19 protein-coding genes are annotated in these 21,488 nt (G+C 71.6%); 10 read left to right on the top strand and 9 right to left on the bottom strand.

All coding sequences use genetic code 11. From position 1 onward, the window contains the following. Positions 1-2: 2 nt before the first annotated feature. Complete coding sequence (locus tag ODJ79_RS03900) at positions 3-719, bottom strand: class I SAM-dependent methyltransferase (RefSeq protein WP_263021909.1); 717 nt, start codon at positions 717-719, stop codon at positions 3-5. A 154-nt stretch (positions 720-873) separates the two neighbouring features. Between ODJ79_RS03900 and ODJ79_RS03895 the strand changes: the two genes are divergently transcribed. The 3 genes from ODJ79_RS03895 to ODJ79_RS03885 all read left to right on the top strand — a co-directional run bounded on the left by ODJ79_RS03895 (position 874) and on the right by ODJ79_RS03885 (position 5,582). Continuing rightward, positions 874-3,159, top strand: coding sequence for a hypothetical protein (locus tag ODJ79_RS03895; RefSeq protein ID WP_263021908.1), 2,286 nt, complete (start codon positions 874-876; stop codon positions 3,157-3,159). Positions 3,160-3,172: 13 nt separating this feature from the next. Continuing rightward, positions 3,173-3,754, top strand: a complete 582-nt coding sequence (locus ODJ79_RS03890) for a GtrA family protein (protein WP_263021907.1) — start codon at positions 3,173-3,175, stop codon at positions 3,752-3,754. A gap of 109 nt (positions 3,755-3,863) precedes the next feature. Beyond that, positions 3,864-5,582 carry a choice-of-anchor D domain-containing protein gene (locus ODJ79_RS03885; RefSeq protein WP_263021906.1) on the top strand — a complete coding sequence of 573 codons (1,719 nt, stop codon included), beginning with the start codon at positions 3,864-3,866 and terminating at the stop codon, positions 5,580-5,582. Positions 5,583-5,654: 72 nt separating this feature from the next. Here the strand turns inward: ODJ79_RS03885 and ODJ79_RS03880 are convergent, their stop codons facing one another. The 6 genes from ODJ79_RS03880 to ODJ79_RS03855 form a co-directional block, all read right to left on the bottom strand. Continuing rightward, positions 5,655-6,944, bottom strand: a complete 1,290-nt coding sequence (locus tag ODJ79_RS03880) for an APC family permease (RefSeq protein WP_263021905.1) — start codon at positions 6,942-6,944, stop codon at positions 5,655-5,657. A gap of 81 nt (positions 6,945-7,025) precedes the next feature. Continuing rightward, positions 7,026-8,267 (bottom strand): hypothetical protein, encoded by a 1,242-nt coding sequence (locus ODJ79_RS03875; RefSeq protein WP_263021904.1) that lies wholly within the window; start codon positions 8,265-8,267, stop codon positions 7,026-7,028. A 69-nt stretch (positions 8,268-8,336) separates the two neighbouring features. Continuing rightward, complete coding sequence (locus tag ODJ79_RS03870; RefSeq protein ID WP_263021903.1) at positions 8,337-9,047, bottom strand: zf-HC2 domain-containing protein; 711 nt, start codon at positions 9,045-9,047, stop codon at positions 8,337-8,339. After that, complete coding sequence (locus ODJ79_RS03865) at positions 9,044-9,460, bottom strand: sigma factor-like helix-turn-helix DNA-binding protein (RefSeq protein ID WP_263021902.1); 417 nt, start codon at positions 9,458-9,460, stop codon at positions 9,044-9,046. The genes ODJ79_RS03870 and ODJ79_RS03865 overlap by 4 nt, the downstream gene beginning before the upstream one ends. Beyond that, complete coding sequence (locus tag ODJ79_RS03860) at positions 9,457-11,193, bottom strand: YncE family protein (RefSeq protein ID WP_263021901.1); 1,737 nt, start codon at positions 11,191-11,193, stop codon at positions 9,457-9,459. Before ODJ79_RS03860 ends, ODJ79_RS03865 begins: the two co-directional genes overlap by 4 nt. Before the next feature lie 66 nt (positions 11,194-11,259). Then, entirely contained in the window at positions 11,260-12,009 is a 750-nt protein-coding gene (locus ODJ79_RS03855; RefSeq protein WP_263021900.1) for a TetR/AcrR family transcriptional regulator, read from the bottom strand. Between the two features lie 62 nt (positions 12,010-12,071). Between ODJ79_RS03855 and ODJ79_RS03850 the strand changes: the two genes are divergently transcribed. The 7 genes from ODJ79_RS03850 (at position 12,072) to ODJ79_RS03820 (ending at position 18,709) form a co-directional block, all read left to right on the top strand. Further along, positions 12,072-13,004 (top strand): ATP-binding cassette domain-containing protein, encoded by a 933-nt coding sequence (locus ODJ79_RS03850; protein WP_263021899.1) that lies wholly within the window; start codon positions 12,072-12,074, stop codon positions 13,002-13,004. Continuing rightward, entirely contained in the window at positions 13,001-13,765 is a 765-nt protein-coding gene (locus ODJ79_RS03845; protein WP_263021898.1) for an ABC transporter permease, read from the top strand. Before ODJ79_RS03850 ends, ODJ79_RS03845 begins: the two co-directional genes overlap by 4 nt. Before the next feature lie 99 nt (positions 13,766-13,864). Continuing rightward, positions 13,865-14,734 carry a S1C family serine protease gene (locus tag ODJ79_RS03840; protein ID WP_263021897.1) on the top strand — a complete coding sequence of 290 codons (870 nt, stop codon included), beginning with the start codon at positions 13,865-13,867 and terminating at the stop codon, positions 14,732-14,734. Positions 14,735-14,749: 15 nt separating this feature from the next. After that, the gene (locus tag ODJ79_RS03835; RefSeq protein ID WP_263021896.1) at positions 14,750-15,748 is read left to right on the top strand and encodes an AAA family ATPase; all 999 of its coding nucleotides are present in this window, start codon (positions 14,750-14,752) and stop codon (positions 15,746-15,748) included. Between the two features lie 2 nt (positions 15,749-15,750). After that, positions 15,751-16,632 carry a DUF58 domain-containing protein gene (locus ODJ79_RS03830; protein WP_263021895.1) on the top strand — a complete coding sequence of 294 codons (882 nt, stop codon included), beginning with the start codon at positions 15,751-15,753 and terminating at the stop codon, positions 16,630-16,632. Further along, positions 16,629-17,603 (top strand): VWA domain-containing protein, encoded by a 975-nt coding sequence (locus tag ODJ79_RS03825; protein WP_263021894.1) that lies wholly within the window; start codon positions 16,629-16,631, stop codon positions 17,601-17,603. The genes ODJ79_RS03830 and ODJ79_RS03825 overlap by 4 nt, the downstream gene beginning before the upstream one ends. Further along, entirely contained in the window at positions 17,603-18,709 is a 1,107-nt protein-coding gene (locus ODJ79_RS03820; protein WP_263021893.1) for a VWA domain-containing protein, read from the top strand. Before ODJ79_RS03825 ends, ODJ79_RS03820 begins: the two co-directional genes overlap by 1 nt. Here the strand turns inward: ODJ79_RS03820 and ODJ79_RS03815 are convergent. Next, entirely contained in the window at positions 18,664-20,097 is a 1,434-nt protein-coding gene (locus tag ODJ79_RS03815; protein WP_263021892.1) for a UbiD family decarboxylase, read from the bottom strand. The two genes, ODJ79_RS03820 and ODJ79_RS03815, sit on opposite strands and share 46 nt — an antisense overlap. A gap of 25 nt (positions 20,098-20,122) precedes the next feature. Further along, the gene (locus ODJ79_RS03810; RefSeq protein ID WP_263021891.1) at positions 20,123-21,466 is read right to left on the bottom strand and encodes a pyridoxal phosphate-dependent decarboxylase family protein; all 1,344 of its coding nucleotides are present in this window, start codon (positions 21,464-21,466) and stop codon (positions 20,123-20,125) included. Positions 21,467-21,488 lie beyond the last annotated feature (22 nt).

The raw sequence follows: 21,488 nt of genomic DNA, 5'->3' as shown, positions 1-21,488 counted from the left end.
GACTAGCGTGCAGCGACGAGCAACATCTGACCCGCGAACGGCTTGACCGGCGATCGCAGGTACCACGGGACGAGAAAGGTGAGCTTGGAGCCGCGGGACTTCATGGTCAGCGGCAGGAAACGCGGCAACATCTTCTCGACGGTAAAGCCTTCGGAGACCAGATAATCCCCGAGTGACTGATCTGTGAAGATTGAGACGTGGGTGAAGTCGTCGAAGTATCGACCCGGATTCAGCCGGAAGTTGGGCTGCAGCAGCATCAGCCGGCCGCCCGGGCGCAACACCCGGCGGGCCTCGCCGAGAAGCCGGGACGCGTCCCGGCGTTCCAGGTGCTCCAGGAGGTTCGAAGCGAAGACGAGGTCGAAGCTGCCGTTCTCGAACGCGCTGAGATCCGTACAGTCACCGACCACCGGGGTCACGTGGCTCGCCGCCGCGCGCTTCACCGTCGCATCGAGATCCATCGCCACGATGCGACGCGCCCGCACGTTGTTGGCGAAGTCACACCACCCGGCTCCGAGCTCGAGGACGTCGGCGTCTGGGGCTATCCAACGCGCCAGGTACTCGCAGAGGTGTTTCCACACCTTTGACCGGTTCTCGTCGTGCGGGAGCCTAGTCTCGAAGTAGCGGTTGATGTAGACGCCATCTTCGGCGTGGTCGTTGCCCTCAAGTCCGGTTTGAACCGGAACGTCGGGCGACTCAGGGTCGGTTTGCGGCACGAGCACGAACAGTAGCGTCTCGCCCGGCAATGTTGAAGGCAACCGAGCTGCGGATCTCGGAGCGGGTACGGCAGATCCGTCTCGCGCTGCCTATACTCCGTCCGAATCCGAGCCGCCCTAGGTAGGAGCGTGCGTGGCACACCCCAAAGCTGACACCGAGGTGTCATCGACACCCGTGACGCCGGAACTCCCTGCGCCGACGACAACGCCCTCGGCGGCCCTGCGGACCCTCGGCGCCGCGGTCACGGTGCTCCTGGTTGCCGGGCTGCTGGCGTGCTCGGTGGTGGGCGGGATGCCCCTGCCGCACGCTCTCGCGGCGACTCTCGTGGTGCTCGGTACGCAGGTGCTGCCGGGTGCGCTGGCATGGCGGGCGGCGCGGCCGCGGGACGGCTGGCTTCTCGAGGACCTGGCCATGGGCTTCGCGGTCGGTTCGGTCCTCGCCATCGGGGCTCAGGTCGTGGCCGGGCTCACCGGCCAGCCGTGGGTCGCGTTCAGCCCGCTCGCCGTCGCGGTTGTGCTCGTTCTCGTGCCGGGGACGCGAACCCGGCTGCGCACCGCACGAACCCGTCCGCTGCCGTGGTGGTGTGCGCCCTCGGTCGCCCTGTTGGCCCTGGTCACGCTGCCGCAGCTACGCTCATACTTCCGCGCCGTACCGTTGCATTGGGGCACCGGCTCACGAGCAATAGACGTCGACGCGTACCTTCATCTGGCGCTCGCCGGTCAGCTTGCCCACCGCGGACCCACGACCTTTCCCTGGGTCCAGAGCGAATCCCTCGCCTATCACTGGTTCAGCCATGCGTGGGTGGCTCAGGTCTCGGTGGCGTCCGGCGTCCCGCTCGACGAGGTGCTGTTCCGATTCATGGCGGTCCTCATGCCGATCGTGGTGGTGTTCGCCATCGCGACGGCTGCCGTACGGCTGACCGGCCGCGCCTGGGCGGGTCCGGTCGCGGGCCTGTTGGCCTTCGTCGGCGGCGATCTCAATGTGCTCGGCAAGAACGCGAGCGCATCACCGGTCGCGCCGCTGTCGCCGAGCCTCGGACTCGCGATCCCGATGGTGGTGGCCGCCGCCGTCGTCCTCGCACTTCGGTGGAACAAATCGATGTCCGGTGGCGGTGGCCTGGTCCTGCTCGTCGTGCTCTGCCTCGGCGCGTCGGGCACGAAGGGTTCGACACTTCCGCTTCTCGTCGCAGGGCTCGGTCTCACCCTCGCCGCGATGCTGGTCTTCGACCGATCCCGCGTCCTGTCCGTCGCCGGCGACCTTGCCGTGGTGGTCGGCTGCCTACTCTTCGCGCTCGTGGTCGTGTTCCACGGCTCGGGTGCGGGCCTGCACCTCAGTCCGTCGGACGCGGCCGACCAGATCCCCGCGGCGAGCTGGCTGGGCAAGCCGGGCACGAGGTTTCAGATGGCGCTGATCCTGGCGATCGGCACAGCCGGGGTCCTCGCCCGCGGCGCCGGGGCCTTGGTTCTGCCTTTCTCCCGCACTGGGCGCCGCAGCCCTACGTCATGGCTGCTCATCGGTGGAGGGCTGGCGGGGGCGGGGGCGGTCGCACTGTTCGCCCATCCGGGCAGGAGTCAGTGGTATTTCGCCCGGACCGCCATTCCGCTGCTCGTCCTCGGCTCGGCGATGGGCCTGGCCGCCATGGTCAGCGTGCTCGGAGCGCGGCGGTTCGCGCGAGCACTGATCGTGGGCGTCTCCGCCGGCGTCGCGCTCGTCTGGCTCGGACCCGCCGTCCTGGGAACCTTGCGGCCGGGTGGGTGGGGCGTGGCCGAGTCCATGATCGCCGTCGGTCTGGCGGTGGTGGCCGCCGCCGGCGCCGCCGGCGCGGCGTGGACTCGTGGGCGGGTGAACCGGCTCCGGCTGGCCGGAGCCGCGATGGTGCTGACCGTACTGGCCGGCGGAGTGCTGTCCTCGGTCTGGTACGTCCTGTTCCCGCCCGGGCAGACGCCGGTCTCGCAGATCACCCAGGCGATCTCGGCCCCGCCCTTGCCGACCGTGCCGGTCACCGCCAGGCTGGCGACGAGCCGCGGGCAGATCGACGCGGCCCGGTGGATCCGCGACCACTCCGATGTCCACGACCTGGTCATGACGAACCGCCATTGCACCGGCCCGGTGGCGCCGGTCAACTGCGACAGCCGTCGCTGGACGGTCGCGGCCTTCAGCGAGCGGCAAGTCCTGGTGGAGGGATGGACCGCGACGCCGATGTCCGCGAAGCTCGGGCCTGAGGGCCGGGACTCCATCACCGTCAATTACTGGAAGCCGGACCTGCTACGACTGAATGACGGCTTCATCGCGGATCCCACCGAGGACGCCGCTCGGGAGTTGCGGCGACTGGGTGTGCGGTGGATCTTCGTCGATCACACCCGGCCGTACGCACCGACGCTCGAGCCGTATGCGACGCTTCGGTACCGGAGTCCAGGCGTGGACGTCTACGAATTCCCGGGGTAGTGGAGGAACGAGAGTGGCCTTGCTCCGTCGCTGGTTCGACCGGCTCCGTCGGCACAGCCTGCGCCTGACCAAGTACGGCCTGGTCGGGATCGCCGGCTTCGTCGTCGACGTGGGCGGTTTCAACCTGCTCCGCTTCGCCGGAGGACACGGCCCGCTCTATGGGATGCCGTTGGCCGCGAAGGCCATCTCCACGGGGATGGGTATCGTCGTGGCCTGGCTCGGTCACCGCTATTGGACTTTCCGGGAGAATCGGCGCTCCGCGGTTCACCGCGAGTTCGTCGTGTTTGTCGTGGTGTCGCTGATCGGCCTGGGTATCTCGTTGGCGCCGCTCGCGATCTCGCACTATGCCCTGGGGCTGCGCAGTCCGCTGGCGGACAACATCTCCGCCAACATCGTCGGCCTGGGTCTCGCGACCGCCTTCCGCTACTGGGCCATGCAGACCCGGGTATTCACGGAGACGCGCTACACCCCACCTGGTATTTCGTCACCTTCAACCGCTGACTCCGCCGGAGAGAAGGGGTCGGTACAACTCGTCGGCGAGGTCACGGATGCGTGGCGAAGCGAACCGTCCGACCGAGGCGCATCTCTCGGATGAGCTTCCGCGGTTTGGTGGAGCCTGCCGAACCATTTGCCGGGGCATCTTATTGAGTGCCGTCATGCTAATGTGCGTCTTCTCATCCACGCCCATCTAACGGGGAGAACGCATGCGACGTCTGCATGGCGTCATTGTCGGAGCTGTTGTCATTGCCTCCACTTTGGTCGTTACACCCGCTCTTGCTGCGGCAGAGCTGCCGGTAACGACCTCACCTGATTCCTTGTCGTTCGGCGAGCAGAAGGTAGGAGAGCCGGGAGCTGAAAGCACGGTAACGGTCACGTCGACCAGCAGCGACCCGATCACGTTGGGGACGGCGACCATCACCGGCAGCGACGCCGCGGCTTTCAACCAGAAGACCGACACCTGTTCCGGCGCGACATTGGCGCAGAATGAGCAGTGCCGGATCGGAGTTGTACCGAACGCTACGGCGGTTGGCTCGCAGACCGCGACGCTGACCGTTTCGGACAGCGCGGGTACATCGTCTAAGACCGTTCCGCTGTCACTCGTCGGGAGCGTCGGCGCGAAGGGTGCGTACTACGCGGTCACGCCGGCGCGGGTACTTGACACGCGTAGCGGCGTGGGCGCGCCCAGGGCGATGCTCGGCACTCAGAAGTCCATCGATCTGCAGGTGACGGGCCGCGGCGGCGTGCCGCTTGTCGGCGTGTCTGCGGTCGTCCTGAACGTCACCGTGACCGGTAGCACCGCGGGAAGCTTCCTGACGGTCTACCCGACCGGGGCGGCCAGGCCCACCGCGTCGTCCATCAACTTCGCCAAGGGCTGGACCGGGGCCAACTCGGTGACCGTCGGCGTCGGCACCGGCGGCGACGTTCGGATCTACAACGAATACGGCGCCACGCACGTGATCGCCGACGTGGTCGGCTTCTACGCGGCTGACAGCACCGTCATTCCGGCGGCCGGAAACACCGATGCGGACTTCTACCCGATGGCGCCGCAGCGTTGGATCGACACCCGGGCCGACGGCAATGCGGGCCGGCTTGGCAACGGCGACTACTACCAACTGGGCTGGAACTTCGGTGCCTCCTACAACCCGTACGTCCGGGCGGTCGCGGTGAACATCACCGCGGTGAGCCCGAACGGTAGTGGCTACCTGTCGGCGTGGAACGGCGACGCGGGCGCGTTCCCGTCGACGTCGACGCTCAACTACACGAGCGGGCGTAACGTTCCCAACCTGGCCATCGTCCCGACCTCGCCCTGCTACGAGGCGTGGTGCAGCGCCAGCGGGATTCCGATGATCGGCGTCATCAACACGAATACCTCCTCAGCGACCTCGTCGACCCATCTCATCGTCGACATCGTCGGCGTCTACGACAACGCGACGCCCGGCGACGGCCTCCGGTTCCGGCCGATCACTCCGCAGCGGATCACCGATACCCGCAGCGGCCTCGGGTACCCGAATGCGTTCGGGCCGGGCGCCTCGGGCAGCGTGACGTCGCCCGCCAGCTTCGCGCAGGCATACGCACTCGCCTTCAACGTCACCGGAGTCAAGCCGACCGCCAATACCTACCTGACCCTGTGGCCGACTGGTCTCACCCAGCCCACGGCCAGCAACCTCAACCCGGCCAAGGGCCAAACCGTCGCGAACGCCGCGATCGTGGGGCTAGGCACGAACAAGGCGTTCAGCATTTACAACTACGTCGGTACGACTGACGTACTCGTGGATGTCGTCGGCACCTTCCAGAGCCTCTTCCCCGCGGCCACGGCAAGCTCCGTGGGCGCCGGGCCGCGGGCGCAGGCCCAAAGCGGGTCGATCTCCGGCGGCGGCAGCCGAAGCGGCACGCCGATGAACGGGACCCACCTCACCCACTGATCGCTCGACGAAAAGGCTCCGGCCGGGTCAATCCCGGTCGGAGCCTTCGTCGTAAGAGTCGCCGCCGCGCTGCTAGGTCACCGCCGCCTGGCGGGCGTTCCGCTTCCAGGTGAGGTCCAGGCCGATGCTCAGCACCAGCACCCCGAGCAGGGTCAGCATCGACGCCGGCTCGTGGATCAGATCGGTGACCACGAAGGTCACCAGCACCACGCCGGCGGTGAGCACGGCGAGGGCGAGCAGCAGCGGGTTCGCCCCGGTCTCCGCGCGGACCCGGAAGTGCGCGAGGGTGACCAGGATGAAGATCAGCAGGGCCACCGCGCTGCCGATCGAGGCGATCGCGGTGAGCTTGAAGGCCACCGCCAGCACCAGGCAGATCACGGCCTGGATGAGCAGCCCGTTCGGGATCCGCCGGGCGGTGCGGCCGCCCATCACCGGCGGGAACTGGCCGGTCGCGGCCAGGCGGTCGCTGAGCCCGGCCGCGGGGTACAGCCCGGCGTTGGTGGCACCGGCCGTCGCGAACAGCGCGGTGATCGCCATCAGCCAGTACCCGGCCTGGCCGAGGGCGGGCTCGGCGGCCACGGCCAGCGCGGTGCCGCCCGAGGAGATGACCTCGGCGACGCTGAGCGTGCCGAAGACGCCGAGCGCGATCGCGACGTAGATGACCGTGGCGATGCCGAGCGCCAGGAACATCGCCCGGGGCAGTTCGCGGGACGGCTTGGCGAGGTCCTTGGCGGTGAACGTGATGATGCCGAAGCCGAGGAACGCGAAGAAGGTCAGCGCCACGCTGGAGACGATGTCCTGCAGCGGCGGATAGCCGGCGGGCGCGAGCAGCGACGGGTCCATGTCGGCCAGGGTGACCACCGCGAAGACGACCAGGATGCTCAGGACGACGTAGACGATGACCGTCTGGGCCCGGGCCACCAACTGCGAGCCGACGACGTTGACCAGCGTCATGACCACGATGATCAGCCCCGCGAAGACCTTGGCCCAAGCCGCGTTCTGCCCGGCGACCATGTCGCTGGCGTAGCTGCCGAAGGACACCGCCACCATCGCGGTGACGATGGCGTTCGCCGAGTAGGTCAGCCACGCGGTGACGCCGGTGACGTGCCCGTCGCCGAAGCCCTTGGCCACGTATTCGAGCAGGCCGCCGGCCGACGGGTAGCGCGCGCCGAGCCGGGCGAACGAGTAGCCCTGCAGGACGGCGACCGCGCCGGCGATCAGGAACGACACCCACACGGCGGCGCCGGCGACCTCGCCGGCCGCGCCGAGCAGCGCAAAGATGCCGGCGCCGACCATCGAGCCGACGCCGATGAAGGCGGCCTGGCGAATGGAGAGGTGCGGAGAGGTTTCCGGTGCGGCCATGGCTCGGTCCCGTCGGTCGTGGGCTTCCACGACCATTTGAAGCCAGTCGATGCTCGACAGGCCTCATCTGCCGCGGATGGCTTACGCGGACAGGTCGTGCCAGGGGCTCTGCCGGACCGGCTGGGTGGTGGGCTCGTCGAACGGATCGAACCGGTCGAACGCGTCGCGCGGTGCCACCACCGGGATCGCGTCGGCGTCGGCCGGGCGCGGCTGGACCCACACCGGCTGGCGCTCGGGCGGTGCCCAGGTCAAGGCCGGCTGGGTCGAGCCGCTCAGGGCGCGACGGACCCGCTGCGGCGGCACCCAGATCGGCGGCGGCCCCCACCAGACGACGCGCTCGCCGCGGCCGGCCGCGACCAGTGGCGGCGCGGGGCTGCGGGGGCGCGTCGCCCGACGGGGTGCCACCGGGCGGCCGGCGGGGGTGGCCGCCGCGGCGAGGGCGGGAACGGGTGCGGCGGGCAGGGCAGGTTGGGCGGCCGGTGGCGGCATCGCGGTCGCCTTGTTGGCCGGGGCGGTGGCCAGCAGGACGGCCATCAGCACGGTGACGCCGCCGGCCACCAGGGCGGCCACGTTCCATCCCGGACGGACGGTGTCACCCAGGAACAGCACGGCCACCGCCGACGGGGCGATCACCTCGGCGATCCAGAGGACCGCGGTGACCGGGCCGACCTGGCCGCGCTGGAGGGCGTTCGCGTACAGCATCATGCCGGTCACGCCGAACACCAGCAGCGCCGCGACCAGCGGTTCGGTGACGATCGCGAGGGTGGCCGTCTTGACGCTGGTCATCGCGCCGTCGGGCAGGGTCAGCGCGCGGCCGACCAGGGCCGCGCCGCCGAGGCAGAGACCGGCCAGCCCGGCCACCACGCCGGGCGGGGCGACCTTGGTGGCGCCCCAGCCGAGCAGCGCGACCAGCAGCGCCGCGCCGCAGAACCAGAGGCGCAGCTGGGTGGAGGCGGCGACGCTCTCCTGCTCGCCGGCGGAGAGGGCGAGCACGGTGAGCGCGGCCACCGAGACGCCGACCGCGGTGACGTCGATGGCGCGGAGGCGGGATTTGAGGATGACCCGGGCGGAGACCACGGTGATCGCGAGCGAGCCGGCCAGCACCGACTCGACCACGTAGACCGCGAGCTCGCTGAGCGCGATCATGGAGCCGGCCCAGGCGAGCAGGTCGAGCACGGTGCCGATGATGTACAGCGGATGGCCGAAGGCCTTGACCGTGCTGGTGGCGCGGCGGGCGCCGAGGGCCTGGAAGATCGAGGCCGCCGCGTACGCGAACGCGCCGAAGATGGTGATCGCCAACATGACCCAGCCGGTAGCGGTCATGGAAGCCACCTGCCGCGATAACTCTGGGTGTATTGAGCAGTCACGCTCTGATGATATGCATCGAACGACCTAGATCGGAACCGCTACGAGGATCTGACCCGCATACGTCTCCGCCTGCACCGCGGCCACGTCGACCGGGGCCATCAGGGCGCTGCCGTCCAGGGTGGTCGATCCGGACGGCGAGCCGAGCCAACTGCCGGCCGGCTCGCGGGAACCGTCGCGGGCGACCACGAACAGGCGGCACTGCTCGCCCGCCGGCACGCCGGTCACCGTCGCGCTGACCCGGACCCAGCCGGCCGCCGGGCGGACCGTGGCGGTCATCGACACCCCGGTCTCGGCGTTGGCGCCCGCGCCGGTGCGACTGCCGGGAACGGTGGGGGCGGACGCCGGCGGCGAGGCGGTGCCGCGGCCGATCACCGCGCCCGCGCCGAGCGCGAAGACCACGGCGGCCACGACGGCGGCGGCCACCAGGGCCCGGTTGCGCCACGCCTGGCGGGCGCTCGTCCGGCGTACCTCTCGGAGGGTTTTCTGCAGCAGAAGGTCACCGTCCGGCGGCGGGCCGTCCAGGAACGCCTCCGGCGGAATCTCGCCCAGCGCGGCCTCCATCCCGCGGAGATCCTCGACCTCGCGCCGGCACGACCCGCAGCCGTCGAGATGTTCCTGCACCGCCGCCTGCTCACCGCGGTCCAGAACCCCGAGGACGTACGCCCCGAGCAGCTCCGTCTCGTGCTCGCTCACCCGGCCGCCACCGCCTCCCGCAGCCGTCTCGTGCTCGCTCACCCGGCCGCCACCGCCTCCCGCAGCCGGCGCAGCGCGTGATAGCTGCGCGACTTGACCGCCCCGGCCGGCACCCCCAGCGACTCGGCCGCCTCCGTGACGTCCCGCCCCTGGAAATAGAGGGCCCGCAGCACGTCCCGTTCCTCCGGCGCGAGCGTCTCCATCGCGCCGAGCAGGGCGATGTCGGGGGCCGGGCCGGCGCCCACGAGGTCCCGCACGATCGCGAACAGCCTGGTGCGGACCGGCGCGTCGAGCAGCGACGGGTCACGCCAGGCGGCCACCAGCGCCTCCCGGGTCACGGCCTCGCCCCGGGCGCGATCGCCGGTCAGCCGGGACGCGTAGGCCAGCAGCGCCGCCCCGTGCTCCTCGAAGACCCGACGGACCAGCACCTCGTCGGCGCGGCCGCGGCGGTTCACTCACCCACCTGGAGCACGGAGACGGTGTCGTCGTCGCCGTTCGAGACGTAGGCGAGCCGGCCGTCCGGGGCGACCGCGATGGTTCGCGGGCTGTGTCCCACCGGGATCGTCGCCGTCAGCTTGCCGGTGTGCCCGTCCAGCACGGAGATCGTGTTGTCGCCCTCGTTCACCACGTAGCCGTGCTCGCCGTCGGCCGCCCAGGCCACGCTCTGCGGCTGGTGGCCGACCTTGACCGGGCCGGTGCGCCGCAGCGTCACGGTGTCGATCAGGTCGGCGGCGTCCGCGTCGTAGCCGGCCACCAGGACGCGGCGGCCGTCCGGCGAGACCGCGAGGCTGTGCGGCGACTTGCTCACCGGCACCGACTTGAACAGCTTGTCCGAGCGCATGTCGACCACGGCGACCACATTGGACTCGTGGTTGGCGGTGAACGCGCGCTGCAGGTCCCCGGCGTAGCCGATCGCGTGCGGGTTGGCCGGCACCGTGATCCGGCCGACCGCCCGCTGCTGGCCGGCGGTGTAGATCTCGATCCGGCCGGCCGAGTGGATCGGCACCCAGACCTGGCCGTCCGGGCTCACCGACAACGCGTACGGCTGCTTCCCGGTGTCCAGGTAGTGGTCGACGTCGCGACCGGCCGCGTCGAGCACGGCCACCCCGCTGCCGGACTTGTCGTTCTCGTACATCGACACGAAGACCTGCCGGCCGTCCCGGGAGACCGCCACGAAGCGCGGGGTGTCCCGCAGGGTCACCGCGGAGACCTGGCGGGTGCCCGCGTCGACCACGGAGAGCACGTGCGAGCTCTGGTTGGCCACGTAGAGCGTCCGGCTGTCCGGCGAGACGGCCGTGCCTTCGGGCTCGTTGCCGACCTTGATGGTGCCGATGACGGCGGGCTTGGCGACGCTGACCACCCGGTGCGCGAGCGGCTCCCGGCTGATCGTGGTGACCGGGGTGGGCGCGTTGCCCGCCTGCGGCGCGTTGCCCACCTGCGCGGTGCCGAGCGCCGGGGCGGAGGTGGGCGGCGGCTCGGCCAGCGACCCGGTGCCGTCCTGCTGGTCGCTGACCAGCGCCCAGGCCACGCCGACCCCGCCGAGCAGCACCAGCGCGGTCAGCCCGCCGACCAGCGCGACGGCCCCGGCCCGGCCGCGGCGGCGGGCCCGCGGCGGCGGCAGCACCGTCACCCGCGGCGGCCCGTACGTGCTGAGCCCGTCGACCGCCCGCATCTGCGCCTCGACCCCGGTCCGGGTCATCGGCGGCGCGGCCGTCGGCACCTGGCCGGTCACCCGCACCTCGGCCCAGCCGGCCGGCCCGCGCACGGTGACCGACCCGTCCAGCCACTCCGACCGCGGCTGCCAGAGGATGCGCAGCTGGCGGCCGGCCAGCATGGCCCGCAGGCCGGGACCGGAGACGGTGACCGTGGCGGTGGCGGTGGCCAGCGGCGGCCCGTCGACCAGCACGTCGGCGACCACCCGCGGGGTGCCCGGCGGAACCTGTCCGAAATCGACCCGGTCGGGGCGCAGCCGGATGGCGGTGCGTTCCAGGGCGGCGGCGGCCGCGGCCGAGACGGTGCGGCTGTCGTCCTGGGTGAGTGCCTCGAGGGCGCGACGCGCGGCAGCGGCCATCGCGAGATCGGCTTCGCCGGCGAGCCGGGACAGCTCGTCCACCGCGGTCAGACGAGTCTCCCGGATCGGACTGTCGATCTCGGTCGTCACATGTGTCGGCAGGCCTAGATCACTCATGGTGTCCCCGCGATCATCATGCAGTGACGGTGCCTGTCAGCGTAACCCGCTGAGCAAGATTGGCATCTATTCGATCAGCGACGCGACCCCGTCGAGCAGACGGGCGAGGCCGAACTCGAAGGCCCGGGCCGGGTCGACGGCCGCGTTGTACTCGGCGCCGGCGGCCGCGCCGACCCGTGCGGCGGTGGGGTGCAGGGCAGGGTCGAGCACTCGGGCCAGCACCGGGCCGGCCTCCGCCCACCACTGCTCGTCGGTGCGGCCGGAGCGCCGGGCGATCTGGGTGGCGGCCACCGCGGTCCGGGCCGCGCCGTGCACGAAGTCGCCGACCAACTGCACGACCAGGTCCATCTCGACGTCGGCGAGCCCGATGCCGTCGACCGCGCGCAGGTCCCGGTCGTACTTGGCGACCACGTTCGGGCCGAGCGGCGGACGGCTGGTCGCCACCTGGAGCAGCCAGGGGTGGCGCAGGTAGAGGGCGAAGTTGTCGCGGGCGACCCGCTCGAGCCGCGCCCGCCAGTCGCCACCGCCCTGGTCGGCGGACACCTCGGCCAGCACGGAGTCGAACATCAGGTCGATCAGTTCGGCCTTGCCCGGCACGTACGTGTAGAGCGACATCGCCTTGACCCCGAGCCGCTCGGCGACCCGGCGCATGGAGAGAGCTCCGAGTCCGTCCGCATCGGCGATGGCCACCGCGGCCGCGGCCACCTCGGCCACGGTGAAGCGCGGCTTGGGGCCGGGGCGCGGGCCCTCGCCCAGACCCCAGAGCAGTTCGATGGTCCGTTTCGGGTCGCCCCCGCCGGTGAAATCGGTGGTCACCCCGTACAGCGTACGGAGTCGGCTATACTCGGCGAACTCCGTACACCGTAAGGAGATAGCGAATGATCACTGCCGAGGGACTCACCAGGCGATTCGGCCCCACCACCGCCCTCAACGGGTTCGACCTCGAGGTACCGGCCGGAACGGTGCACGGGCTGCTCGGCCCGAACGGCGCCGGCAAGACCACCGCGGTCCGGATCCTCACCACGCTGCTACGACCCGATGCCGGCCGGGCCCGGGTCGCCGGCCACGACTGCGTCCGCGAGGCCGGCCGGGTGCGCGCCCGGATCGGCCTGGTCGGGCAGCAGGCCGCGGTCGACGAGCAGCTCTCCGGCCGGCAGAACCTCGAGATGTTCGGCCGGCTGCACCACCTGGCAGCCGCGCACGCCCGGCGCCGGGCCGCCGACCTGCTCGACCGCTTCGACCTCACCGAGGCCGCCGACCGGCCGGCCGGCCGGTACTCGGGCGGCATGCGCCGGCGGCTCGACCTGGCCACCGGTCTGCTCACCGATCCGGCCGTGCTCTTCCTCGACGAGCCGACCACCGGGCTCGACCCGCGGGCCCGCACCGAGGTGTGGCGCACCATCCGCGCGCTCGCCGCCGGCGGCACCACCGTCCTGCTCACCACGCAGTATCTCGAGGAGGCCGACCAACTCGCCGACGCGCTCGCCGTGATCGACCACGGCCGGGTCGTCGCGGCCGGCACCGCCGACGAGCTCAAGGGCCGGCTCGGCCAGGACCACCTGGATGTGGTGGTACGCGACCCGGGCCGGCTCGACGAGGTGGCCGCCCTGCTGGCCCGGGCCGGGGACGGCGAGCCGCGGGTCGACCCGGACCGTCGGCTGGCCGGCGTGCCGGTCCGCGACCGGGTCGCCGCCCTCACCGAGGTCGCGCGGCAGCTGGCCGAGCGCGGGGTGGAGGCCGAGGACATCGGCGTACGCCGGCCCACCCTGGATGAGGTCTTCCTGGCCCTCACCGTCAGGAGTGCCGCGTGACGACGTACTGGATGCTCTCGGACAGCTGGATCCTCACCCGGCGGACGCTTCTGCACTGGCGCAACCAACCGGGGCAGTTGATTTTGGGATTGCTCTTCCCGGTGATGGTGCTGCTGATGTTCGCCTACCTGTTCGGCGGGGCGATGACGGTGCCGGGCGGCGGCGACTACCGCGAGTTCCTGCTGCCCGGGATGTTCGCGCTGACCATGGCGTTCGGCCTGGAGAACACCTACACCGCGGTGGCCGCGGACGCCCAGCGCGGCGTCACCGACCGGTTGCGCACCATGCCGATCTCGGCGGCCGCGGTGGTGACCGGGCGCAGCGTGGCCGACATGTTGACCGCGGCGGTGACCCTGGCCGCGCTGATCGCCTGCGGGCTCGCGGTCGGCTGGCGCTGGCATCACGGGATCGGCGACGCGCTGCTGGCGGTGGCGCTGTTGCTGCTGCTGCGGTACGCGTTGCTGTGGTTCGGCATCTGGCTGGCGCTCGCGGCCGGCCGGCCGGAGACGCTGATGGCGGTGCAGATCCTGGTCTGGCCGCTGGCGTTCCTCTCCAGCGTCTTCGCCGCGCCGGAGACGATGCCGGCCTGGCTCGGCACGATCGCGGCGTGGAACCCGCTGTCGGCCACCGCCGGCGCGACCCGCGGGCTCTTCGGCAACCCCGGCTCGACCGGTCCGGTGTGGCCGGCAGTGCTCTGGCCGCTGGCCCTATTGATCGTCTTCGTACCGCTGGCGGTGCGTCGCTATCGGCGGTTGACGTGACCGGATTGTAAAACTTCGTGGACGGTGGGTGATCTCGCGGACGAAGAACCCTCAGGCGGCTCCGAGCCAATTTGGGGGAAACGCTCCTACAGTCGAGAAATGCGGAGCGTCGGCGATCGTCCGGTGGTGACGATGCTCGGCGCCGACAACCCCGGCAAAACCGATGAAAAGCCAAAAAATGAGCTGTGGAGAAGGGTCCTGATCGGCGCCGTCGCGATCTGGGCCGCGGCGATCACCGGCATCGTGCTCTTCCGCGGCGACGGCGGCGGGACGAAAGCTCCGGCCGCCGCCCGGCCGAGCGCCGCACCGTCCGCTTCGGACGCACCGCTGACCGTCCCGCAGATCTATCAGACCGTCCTGCCCTCGCTGGTCTCGATCCGGTCGACCGGCAAGGCCGGGCCGGCCGCATCGGCGGCCAAGAGCATGACCGAGTCGTCGACCGGCACCGGCATCATCGCCAACGCCGACGGCACCATCCTCACCGCCAACCACGTGATCGCCGGCGCCGTGGCCATCCAGGTGACCTACACCGACGGCACCACCGCGGCCGCCGAGGTCAAGTCGGCCGACCCGGCGCACGACATCGCCACGCTCACCCCCGCCCGGGGGCCCGGGACGCTGGTGCCGGCCACCCTCGGCGGCCGGCTCGACGTCGGCGACCCGGTGGTGGCGATGGGCAACCCGCTCGGGCTGACCGCGAGCACCACCAGCGGCGTGGTCTCCGGGCTCAACCGCACGATGTCCCGCGACGAGGGCGGCGACGTCACCGGGCTCATCCAGTTCGACGCGGCGGTCAACCCGGGCTCCTCGGGCGGCCCGCTGCTCAACGACCGCGGTCAGGTCGCCGGGATCGTCGTGGCGCTGGCCAACCCGACCGACGCGGGCACCTTCATCGGCATCGGCTTCGCCGTACCCATCGGCGCGGCGCTCGGCGGCGGCCAGGGCAACGGCCGCAACCCGCCACTGTAGAAAGAGGCAACCTGCATGAGCTGGAGCGACAGCACGGCCCCGCCCGCCGCGGCCGGCCCGATCGAGAAGGTGCTCTACGAGGTCAAGAAGACCATCGTGGGCCAGGACGCCCTGCTCGAACGGCTGGTCGTGGCGCTGCTGGCCCGCGGTCACGTGCTGGTCGAGGGCGTGCCCGGCCTGGCCAAGACGCTCGCCGTGAAGTCGCTGGCGCAGGCCATCGGCGGTGACTTCCACCGGGTGCAGTTCACGCCCGACCTGGTGCCGGCCGACATCGTCGGCACCCGGGTCTACCACCAGCCGACCGGCGAGTTCCAGGTGCAGCTCGGCCCGGTCTTCACCAACCTGCTGCTCGCCGACGAGATCAACCGGGCGCCCGCCAAGGTGCAGAGCGCGCTGCTCGAGGTGATGCAGGAGCGGCAGGTCACGATCGGCCGCGAGACCCACCCGGTGCCCGACCCGTTCCTGGTGCTGGCGACCCAGAACCCGATCGAGAACGAGGGCGTCTATCCGCTGCCGGAGGCGCAGGTCGACCGCTTCATGATGAAGGTGCTGGTCGGCTACCCGAGCGTGACCGAGGAGTTCGTCGTCGTCGAGCGGGCGCTGACGCCCGCCGCCGTCATCCAGCGCATCATCGAACCGGAGACCTTGGTGGGCCTTCAGCAGCAGGCCGATCAGGTGTACGTGGACCCGTCGCTGATCGAGTTCGCCGTGCAGCTCGCTCATGCCAGCCGGGAGCCGGCCCGGATCGGCCTCGGCGACCTCGCCCGGTATGTCACCTTCGGCGCCAGCCCGCGGTCGTCGATCAGCCTGGTGCTGGCCGCCCGGGCACTCGCCTACGTCCGCGGCCGGGAGTACGTGGTGCCCGAGGACCTCACCGATCTGGCGCCGGACGTGCTGCGGCACCGGCTGGTGCTCTCCTACGAGGCGCTCTCCGACGAGGTCAGCCCCGACCTGATCCTCGCCAGGATTCTCGCCAACGTGCCGATCCCGGAGCCGGCCGGCCGGGGACGGTAGTCGTGACGACCGCACCGGAACGGCTCCTGCGGCGCCTGGAGTGGCGGCTCGGCCGCCGCCTGGACGGGCGGCTGCAGGGCGCCTATCGCACGGTGTGGCACGGCGCCGGCATCGACTTCACCGACCTGCGCGTCTACCTGCCCGAGGACGACGTCCGGCACATCGACTGGAACGTGACCGCCCGGATGGACGAGCCGCACGTGCGGCTGTACACCGAGGACCGGGAGCTGACCTGCTGGCTGGTGATCGACCGGTCGGCGTCGATGCGGTTCGGCGCCCAGGGCAAGGAGTCGGTGGCCACCGACCTGGCGATCGCGCTGGGCCGGCTGGTGTCGCAGGGCGGCAACCGGGTGGGCGCGATCCTCTTCGACAACGACCGCCGGCAGGTGATCCCGCCGCGGACCGGTCGCGACCAGATCCTGCGGATCGCTCGCGAGCTGATCAAGCCGTTTGCCGGCAACAGGGGCAGGACAACGGACTTGTCCATGATGTTCAGTCTGGCCGCCGCCACCACGACCCGCCGGCGCAGCCTGATCTTCGTGATGTCCGACTTCATCGGCGACCCGGGCTGGGAACGCGACCTGGCCCGGCTCACCCACCGGCACGAGGTCGTGGTGATCCGGGTGGTCGACCCGGCCGAGCTCGACCTGCCCGACCTCGGCGTGATCCTGGTCGAGGACGCCGAGACCGGCGAGCAGCTACTGGTCGACACCAGCGATCCGCTGCTCCGCTCGCGGCTGGCCACCCAGGTCGGCGCGCGCGAGGACGCGGTGGCCGCGGCGATGCGCACGGCCGGGGTCGCCGCGCACCGGATCACCACCGACCAGGACCTGCTGGCCGCGCTGGTCGCGATGGTCCAGCAGTCCGGACGGGGGCGCCGGTGAGCTTCGACCACCCGCTCCTGCTCGGGATCGCCGTGCTGGTCACGGCGTGCGCGATCGCCGGCTACGTCGCGGTGCAGCGCAGGCGCGCCGCCGCCTGGACGGCGTCGGGCTTCGCTCCGGTCCGCTCACGCCGCGCGTCGGTCCGGCGCCATTTGCCGTACGCGCTGCTCCTCGCCGCCGTGCCCATCATGATCACGGGTCTGGCCCGCCCCGCGGCCGAGCTCAGCGTGCCCCGGGTCGCCGGCACCGTGCTGCTCGCCTTCGACGTCTCGAACAGCATGAAGGCGACCGACGTGGCCCCGTCCCGGCTGGCCGCCGCGCAGCAGGCCGCGGCCGGCTTCGTCGAGGACCAGCCCGGCTCGGTCGACGTGGGCGTGGTCGTCTTCGGCGACCAGGCGCTGGTCACCCAGGCCCCGACCGACGACCACGGCGCCGCGATCGCCGCGATCAGGCGGGCCACCGCCGGCGGCGGCACCTCGCTCGGGCAGGCCATCCTCGTCGCGCTCGGCACGATCACCGGCAAGCCGGTGGCGCTGCCCGCCGACGGCGCCACCCCGGCCACCGGGACGCTCGGCTACTGGCCGTCGGCGACGATCGTGGTCTTCTCCGACGGGCAGGACACCGGCGGGCCGGACGCCGCGGCCGCGGCCGAGCTCGCCGCCGCCGCCGGCGTGCGCATCCAGACCGTCGGCGTCGGCACCCCGCGGGGCGGGACCGTCGAGGTGGACGGCTACCAGCTGGCCACCTCGCTGGACGAGGCCGAGCTGACCGGCATCGCGCAGGTCACCGGCGGCGCGTACCACCGGGCCGGGGACGCCGCCGCGCTGGCCGACACGACCAGGTCGATCGACCTGCGGCTGACCACCAAGAAGCAGCCGGTCGAGCTGACCGCGCCGTTCGCCGGGGCCGCGCTGCTGCTGCTCACGCTCGGCGCGTACCTGGGCACCCGTTGGCACGGGAGGTTCGTCTGATGTCGCTCAGCTGGCCGTGGGCGCTGCTCGCCCTGCTCGTGGTGCCCCTGCTGCTGCTCGTCCGGTGGTGGATGAACCGGCGGCGCAGGCGCTCGGCGCTGACCGTCTCCAGCGTGGCGCTGATCCGGGCCGCGCTGCCCGGCCGCAGCTCGTGGCGGCGCCGGGTGCCGGTCTGGCTGTTTCTGGCCGGGCTGATCGTGCTCGGCGCGGCGGTGACCCGGCCGCAGGCGACGGTGCTGGTGCCCTCCAACGACACCTCGATCCTGCTGGCCATCGACGTCTCCGGCTCGATGTGCAGCACCGACGTGCCGCCCAACCGGCTGACCGTGGCCAGCGACGCGGCCCGCAAGTTCGTCAAGGCACAGAAGGACGGCACCAAGATCGGGCTGGTCGCGTTCTCCGGGACCGCCGGACTGCTCGTCCCGCCGACCACCGACAAGGACAAGCTGCTGGACGCGATCGACGGGCTGAAGACCGCCCGCGGCACCGCGATCGGCCAGGCGATCCTCGCCGCCATCGACGCGATCGCCGAGCACAACCCGAACGTCGCGAAGACCGGCGTGGACCTCGGCGACGCCGCGCCGGACACGATCGGCGAGTACCAGCCGGACACCATCGTGGTACTCACCGACGGCTCGAACACCACCGGCGTCGACCCGGTCACCGCCGCCCAGCAGGCCGCGGCCCGCCGGGTGCGAATCTTCACGATCGGCTTCGGCACCACCGAGCCCGCCCCGATGGTCTGCACCGCCGACCAGATGGGCGCCGACCAGTTCGGCGGGATGGGCGGTTTCCCGGGCAGCTTCGGCGGGCGTCCGGGCGGCGGCTTCCGCAGCCAGGAGATCGACGAGGACGCACTCCAGCAGGTCGCGGACACCACCGGCGGCCGCTACTTCCGCGCACAGGACGCCGACCAGCTGGTCGGCGTGCTCAACGACCTGCCCCGGGAGATCGGCCTGCACCGGCAGCAGATGGAGATCACGGTCTGGTTCGTGCTGGCCGGGGCGCTGCTGGTGATGGCCGGCGTCGGGTTGTCGCTGTGGTGGAACCGCGGGCCCGCTCAGTCCAGGACCGCTGCCCAGCGTTCTTTGATCGACGCGAGATAGGCCGGGTCGCTCTCGGCCACCCGGGGGAACGAGTGCAGCCGCTCCCAGGGGCGGCATGCGTCGATCACCGCCCGGCTGTTGTGCGTCGGGACCCCGTCCGGCAGCATCGGGTCGAGCCGGCTGCCCCGGGTGCGGCGCTGGATCTCGATGTCCTCGGCCGGGTCGGTGCGGGTGGAGATCGCCCAGATCAGCTGGTCCAGGTTGGCCGGGTCGATGTCGGCGTCGACCACCACGACGTACCGGTTCAGGTAGGACGCGGCCGGCAGCTGGGCGGTGAGGTGGCCGACCTGGCGGGCGTGCCCGGCGTAGCACTGCTCGATCGCGACGCCGACGAACAGCCGTCCGCCGCCGGCCTCGTGCGCCCATGCCTTGACGATCCCGGGCACACCGGTGCCGACCAGCTCGTCGTGGATCATGGCGGACTTCATCACCGTACGCATGTAGGAGTAGTCGTGCGGCGGGCGGCCGGGCGGGGCGCCGAGCAGGATCGGGTCGTCCCGGTGGTAGAGCCGGACGATCTCCATGGCCAGGTCGGAGCGGCGGCTGCCCGAGTAGTAGCCGGTCCACTCGCCGAACGGGCCCTCCTCGCGGGTGTGGCCGGGGCGCAGCCAGCCCTCGATGGCCAGTTCGCTGCCGGCCGGGATGGGCAGGCCGGTGTCCGGGGCGATGACGACCGGGACGCGCTCGCCGGCGACCGCCCCGGCGTACGCCAACTCGGAGACGCCCAGCGGAACCTCGGTGCCACCCAGCGCGAGCAGCAGCGGGTCGTGTCCGAAGGACACGGTGACCGGGGCTCGGCCCTCGCGCGCGAACCAGGCGGCGATGTGCTGGGCGCCGTGCTTGCCGGGGACGGCGGCGATGGTGACCGATCGCCCGTCGTCCTGCACCTCCATCCGGTAGCAGCCGCCGTTGTGCGCGCCGGTGACGGGATCGCTCGTGACGACAAGGCAGCCGGTGCCGATGAACCGGCCGCCGTCGTGCTCGTGCCAGCGCGGCACCGGGAAGTCGAGCAGGTTGATGTCGCCGGCCACCTGGTTGGCCAGCAGCGGCGCCTCGCTCACCGGCAGCACCGGGAAGTCGGCGGCCGCGGTGGCCCACTCGGAGGTCTTGCCGCGCAGCGCCTCGACCAGCGACTCGTCGGTGTGCTCGGCGCCCAGCCGCAGGGTGAGCCCGAGCCGCCGGGCCGAACCGGTGCTGCCGGTCAGCACCCGGCCGGTTTGGTAGCCGCGCACCTCCGAGAAGAGCAGCGCCCTCGGCTGAGGCGACCGGTAGCTGAGCTCGGCGATCGCGCCGATCTCCAGGTCCCAGTCGGCGCCACGCACGTGGCTCAGCTCGTCGATCTTCTCCACTTCGGACAGGAACGTACGCAGGCTCAACAGGGGCTCCATAGAAGCCAGCCTATTCGCCTCAGCGTTACGCCGTGAGCTGCTCGATCCGGCGGTGCAGCTGCTCGGCGTACGTCTCGGACTCGGGTTTCATCAGCACGCTGCGCAGGACTCTGGCGCCGTCGGCGTCCGCGCTGACCGCCGGGTGCCGGCGGGCGAACCGCTCGGCGCCGACCCGGAGTGTGCTGAGGAAGATCGGGTCCTCGGCATCGGTCATGCCCGCCTGCATGATCCGCCGGCTGGCCTCGTCGATCTCGGTGAGCGAGGTGCCGGCGAAGTAGCTGACGATGTCGAGCTCCGGGGGCTGGAACAGCCGCAGGCGGCCGGAGCTCTCGATCAGTTCTGCCCAGCGCAGCGCCGCCCGCCGGCCGGCCGCGAGCACCCGGCCGAGCCCGTCGCCGGTGGGCGGCAGCAGTTGGAAGGTCAGCCACAGCCCGGCCGCCGCCGCGCCCGCCCGGGAGCACTCCAGGCTGATCTCGCCCAGGTGCAGCTCCTCGGAGGTGAAGTAGGTATAGGGCGAGTCGTGCAGGTAAAAGCGCCCGACCGTCGGGTCCCGGAACAGGACCGCACCGCAGCCGTACGGCTGAAGCCCGTGCTTGTGCGGGTCCACCACGATCGAGTCGGCCCGCGCGACGGCCCGCCACGGCTCCGCGGGTATCCCCAAGGTCCCGGCCAGCAGCGCGAAGAACCCGCCGTACGCGGCATCGACGTGAATCCGCACGCCATACCGGTCGCGCAGCGCGAGGGCCTCGTGCACCGGCTCGACGGCACCGAGCCCGGTGGTGCCCGCGGTGAGCACGACGGTCCCGATCTCGTGGCTGCGCAGCAACTCCTCGAGCGCGTCGAGGTCCATCCGGCCGCGGTCGTCCACCGGGACGGCGTGCCCGTCCACGCCGAGCACCCGGCACATCCGGCCGTGCGTGTAGTGCGCCTCGGTGCTGTACGCGATGCCCTTGCCCGGGTGCAGCTCGCGGGCCACGTAGAGGGCTTCCAGGTTCGCGATGGTGCCGCTGGTGGTCAGGTGCCCGAGATGAGTGTCGTAGCCGAACATCGCGGCCAACTGCTGGACCACCTCACGCTCCATCGCGGCGGTGGCCGGCCCGCCGTCCAGGGCGTGGTTGTTGGGGTTGATCAGCATCGCGGTCAGGTACCCGACCACTGCGGCCGGGTGCGGCGGCTTGAGCATCTGCCCCGCATACCGCGGATGAAAGAACGGGTAGTTGTCGGCGAGCCGCTCGACGAACCGCCCGAACGCGGCGGCGAACTCCGCATCGTCGACGGCCAGCGCCGGACGCGGCTCGAACGACCCGTACGACTTGGCCCAGTCGTTGTTCGCCGCGACCGCCGCGGTCAGCCATCTACTCAGGTCCATCGCCCCTCCTCGGGGTTCGTTC

This window comes from Actinoplanes sp. KI2 (genome assembly GCF_025630775.1).
Lineage (GTDB): Bacteria > Actinomycetota > Actinomycetes > Mycobacteriales > Micromonosporaceae > Actinoplanes.
The sequence above is the reverse complement of the archived record's forward strand: the minus strand, read 5'-3'. Positions and strand labels throughout refer to the sequence as shown.

What these genes read in the sequence shown, in the direction of transcription:
- ODJ79_RS03885 (WP_263021906.1), top strand. Translation starts at nt 3,864, where the DNA reads ATGCGACGTCTGCATGGCGTCATTGTCGGAGCTGTTGTCATTGCCTCC.
- ODJ79_RS03880 (WP_263021905.1), bottom strand. Translation starts at nt 6,944, where the DNA reads ATGGCCGCACCGGAAACCTCTCCGCACCTCTCCATTCGCCAGGCCGCC.
- ODJ79_RS03875 (WP_263021904.1), bottom strand. Translation starts at nt 8,267, where the DNA reads ATGACCGCTACCGGCTGGGTCATGTTGGCGATCACCATCTTCGGCGCG.
- ODJ79_RS03860 (WP_263021901.1), bottom strand. Translation starts at nt 11,193, where the DNA reads ATGAGTGATCTAGGCCTGCCGACACATGTGACGACCGAGATCGACAGT.
- ODJ79_RS03850 (WP_263021899.1), top strand. Translation starts at nt 12,072, where the DNA reads ATGATCACTGCCGAGGGACTCACCAGGCGATTCGGCCCCACCACCGCC.
- ODJ79_RS03840 (WP_263021897.1), top strand. Translation starts at nt 13,865, where the DNA reads ATGCGGAGCGTCGGCGATCGTCCGGTGGTGACGATGCTCGGCGCCGAC.
- ODJ79_RS03835 (WP_263021896.1), top strand. Translation starts at nt 14,750, where the DNA reads ATGAGCTGGAGCGACAGCACGGCCCCGCCCGCCGCGGCCGGCCCGATC.
- ODJ79_RS03820 (WP_263021893.1), top strand. Translation starts at nt 17,603, where the DNA reads ATGTCGCTCAGCTGGCCGTGGGCGCTGCTCGCCCTGCTCGTGGTGCCC.
- ODJ79_RS03815 (WP_263021892.1), bottom strand. Translation starts at nt 20,097, where the DNA reads ATGGAGCCCCTGTTGAGCCTGCGTACGTTCCTGTCCGAAGTGGAGAAG.
- ODJ79_RS03810 (WP_263021891.1), bottom strand. Translation starts at nt 21,466, where the DNA reads ATGGACCTGAGTAGATGGCTGACCGCGGCGGTCGCGGCGAACAACGAC.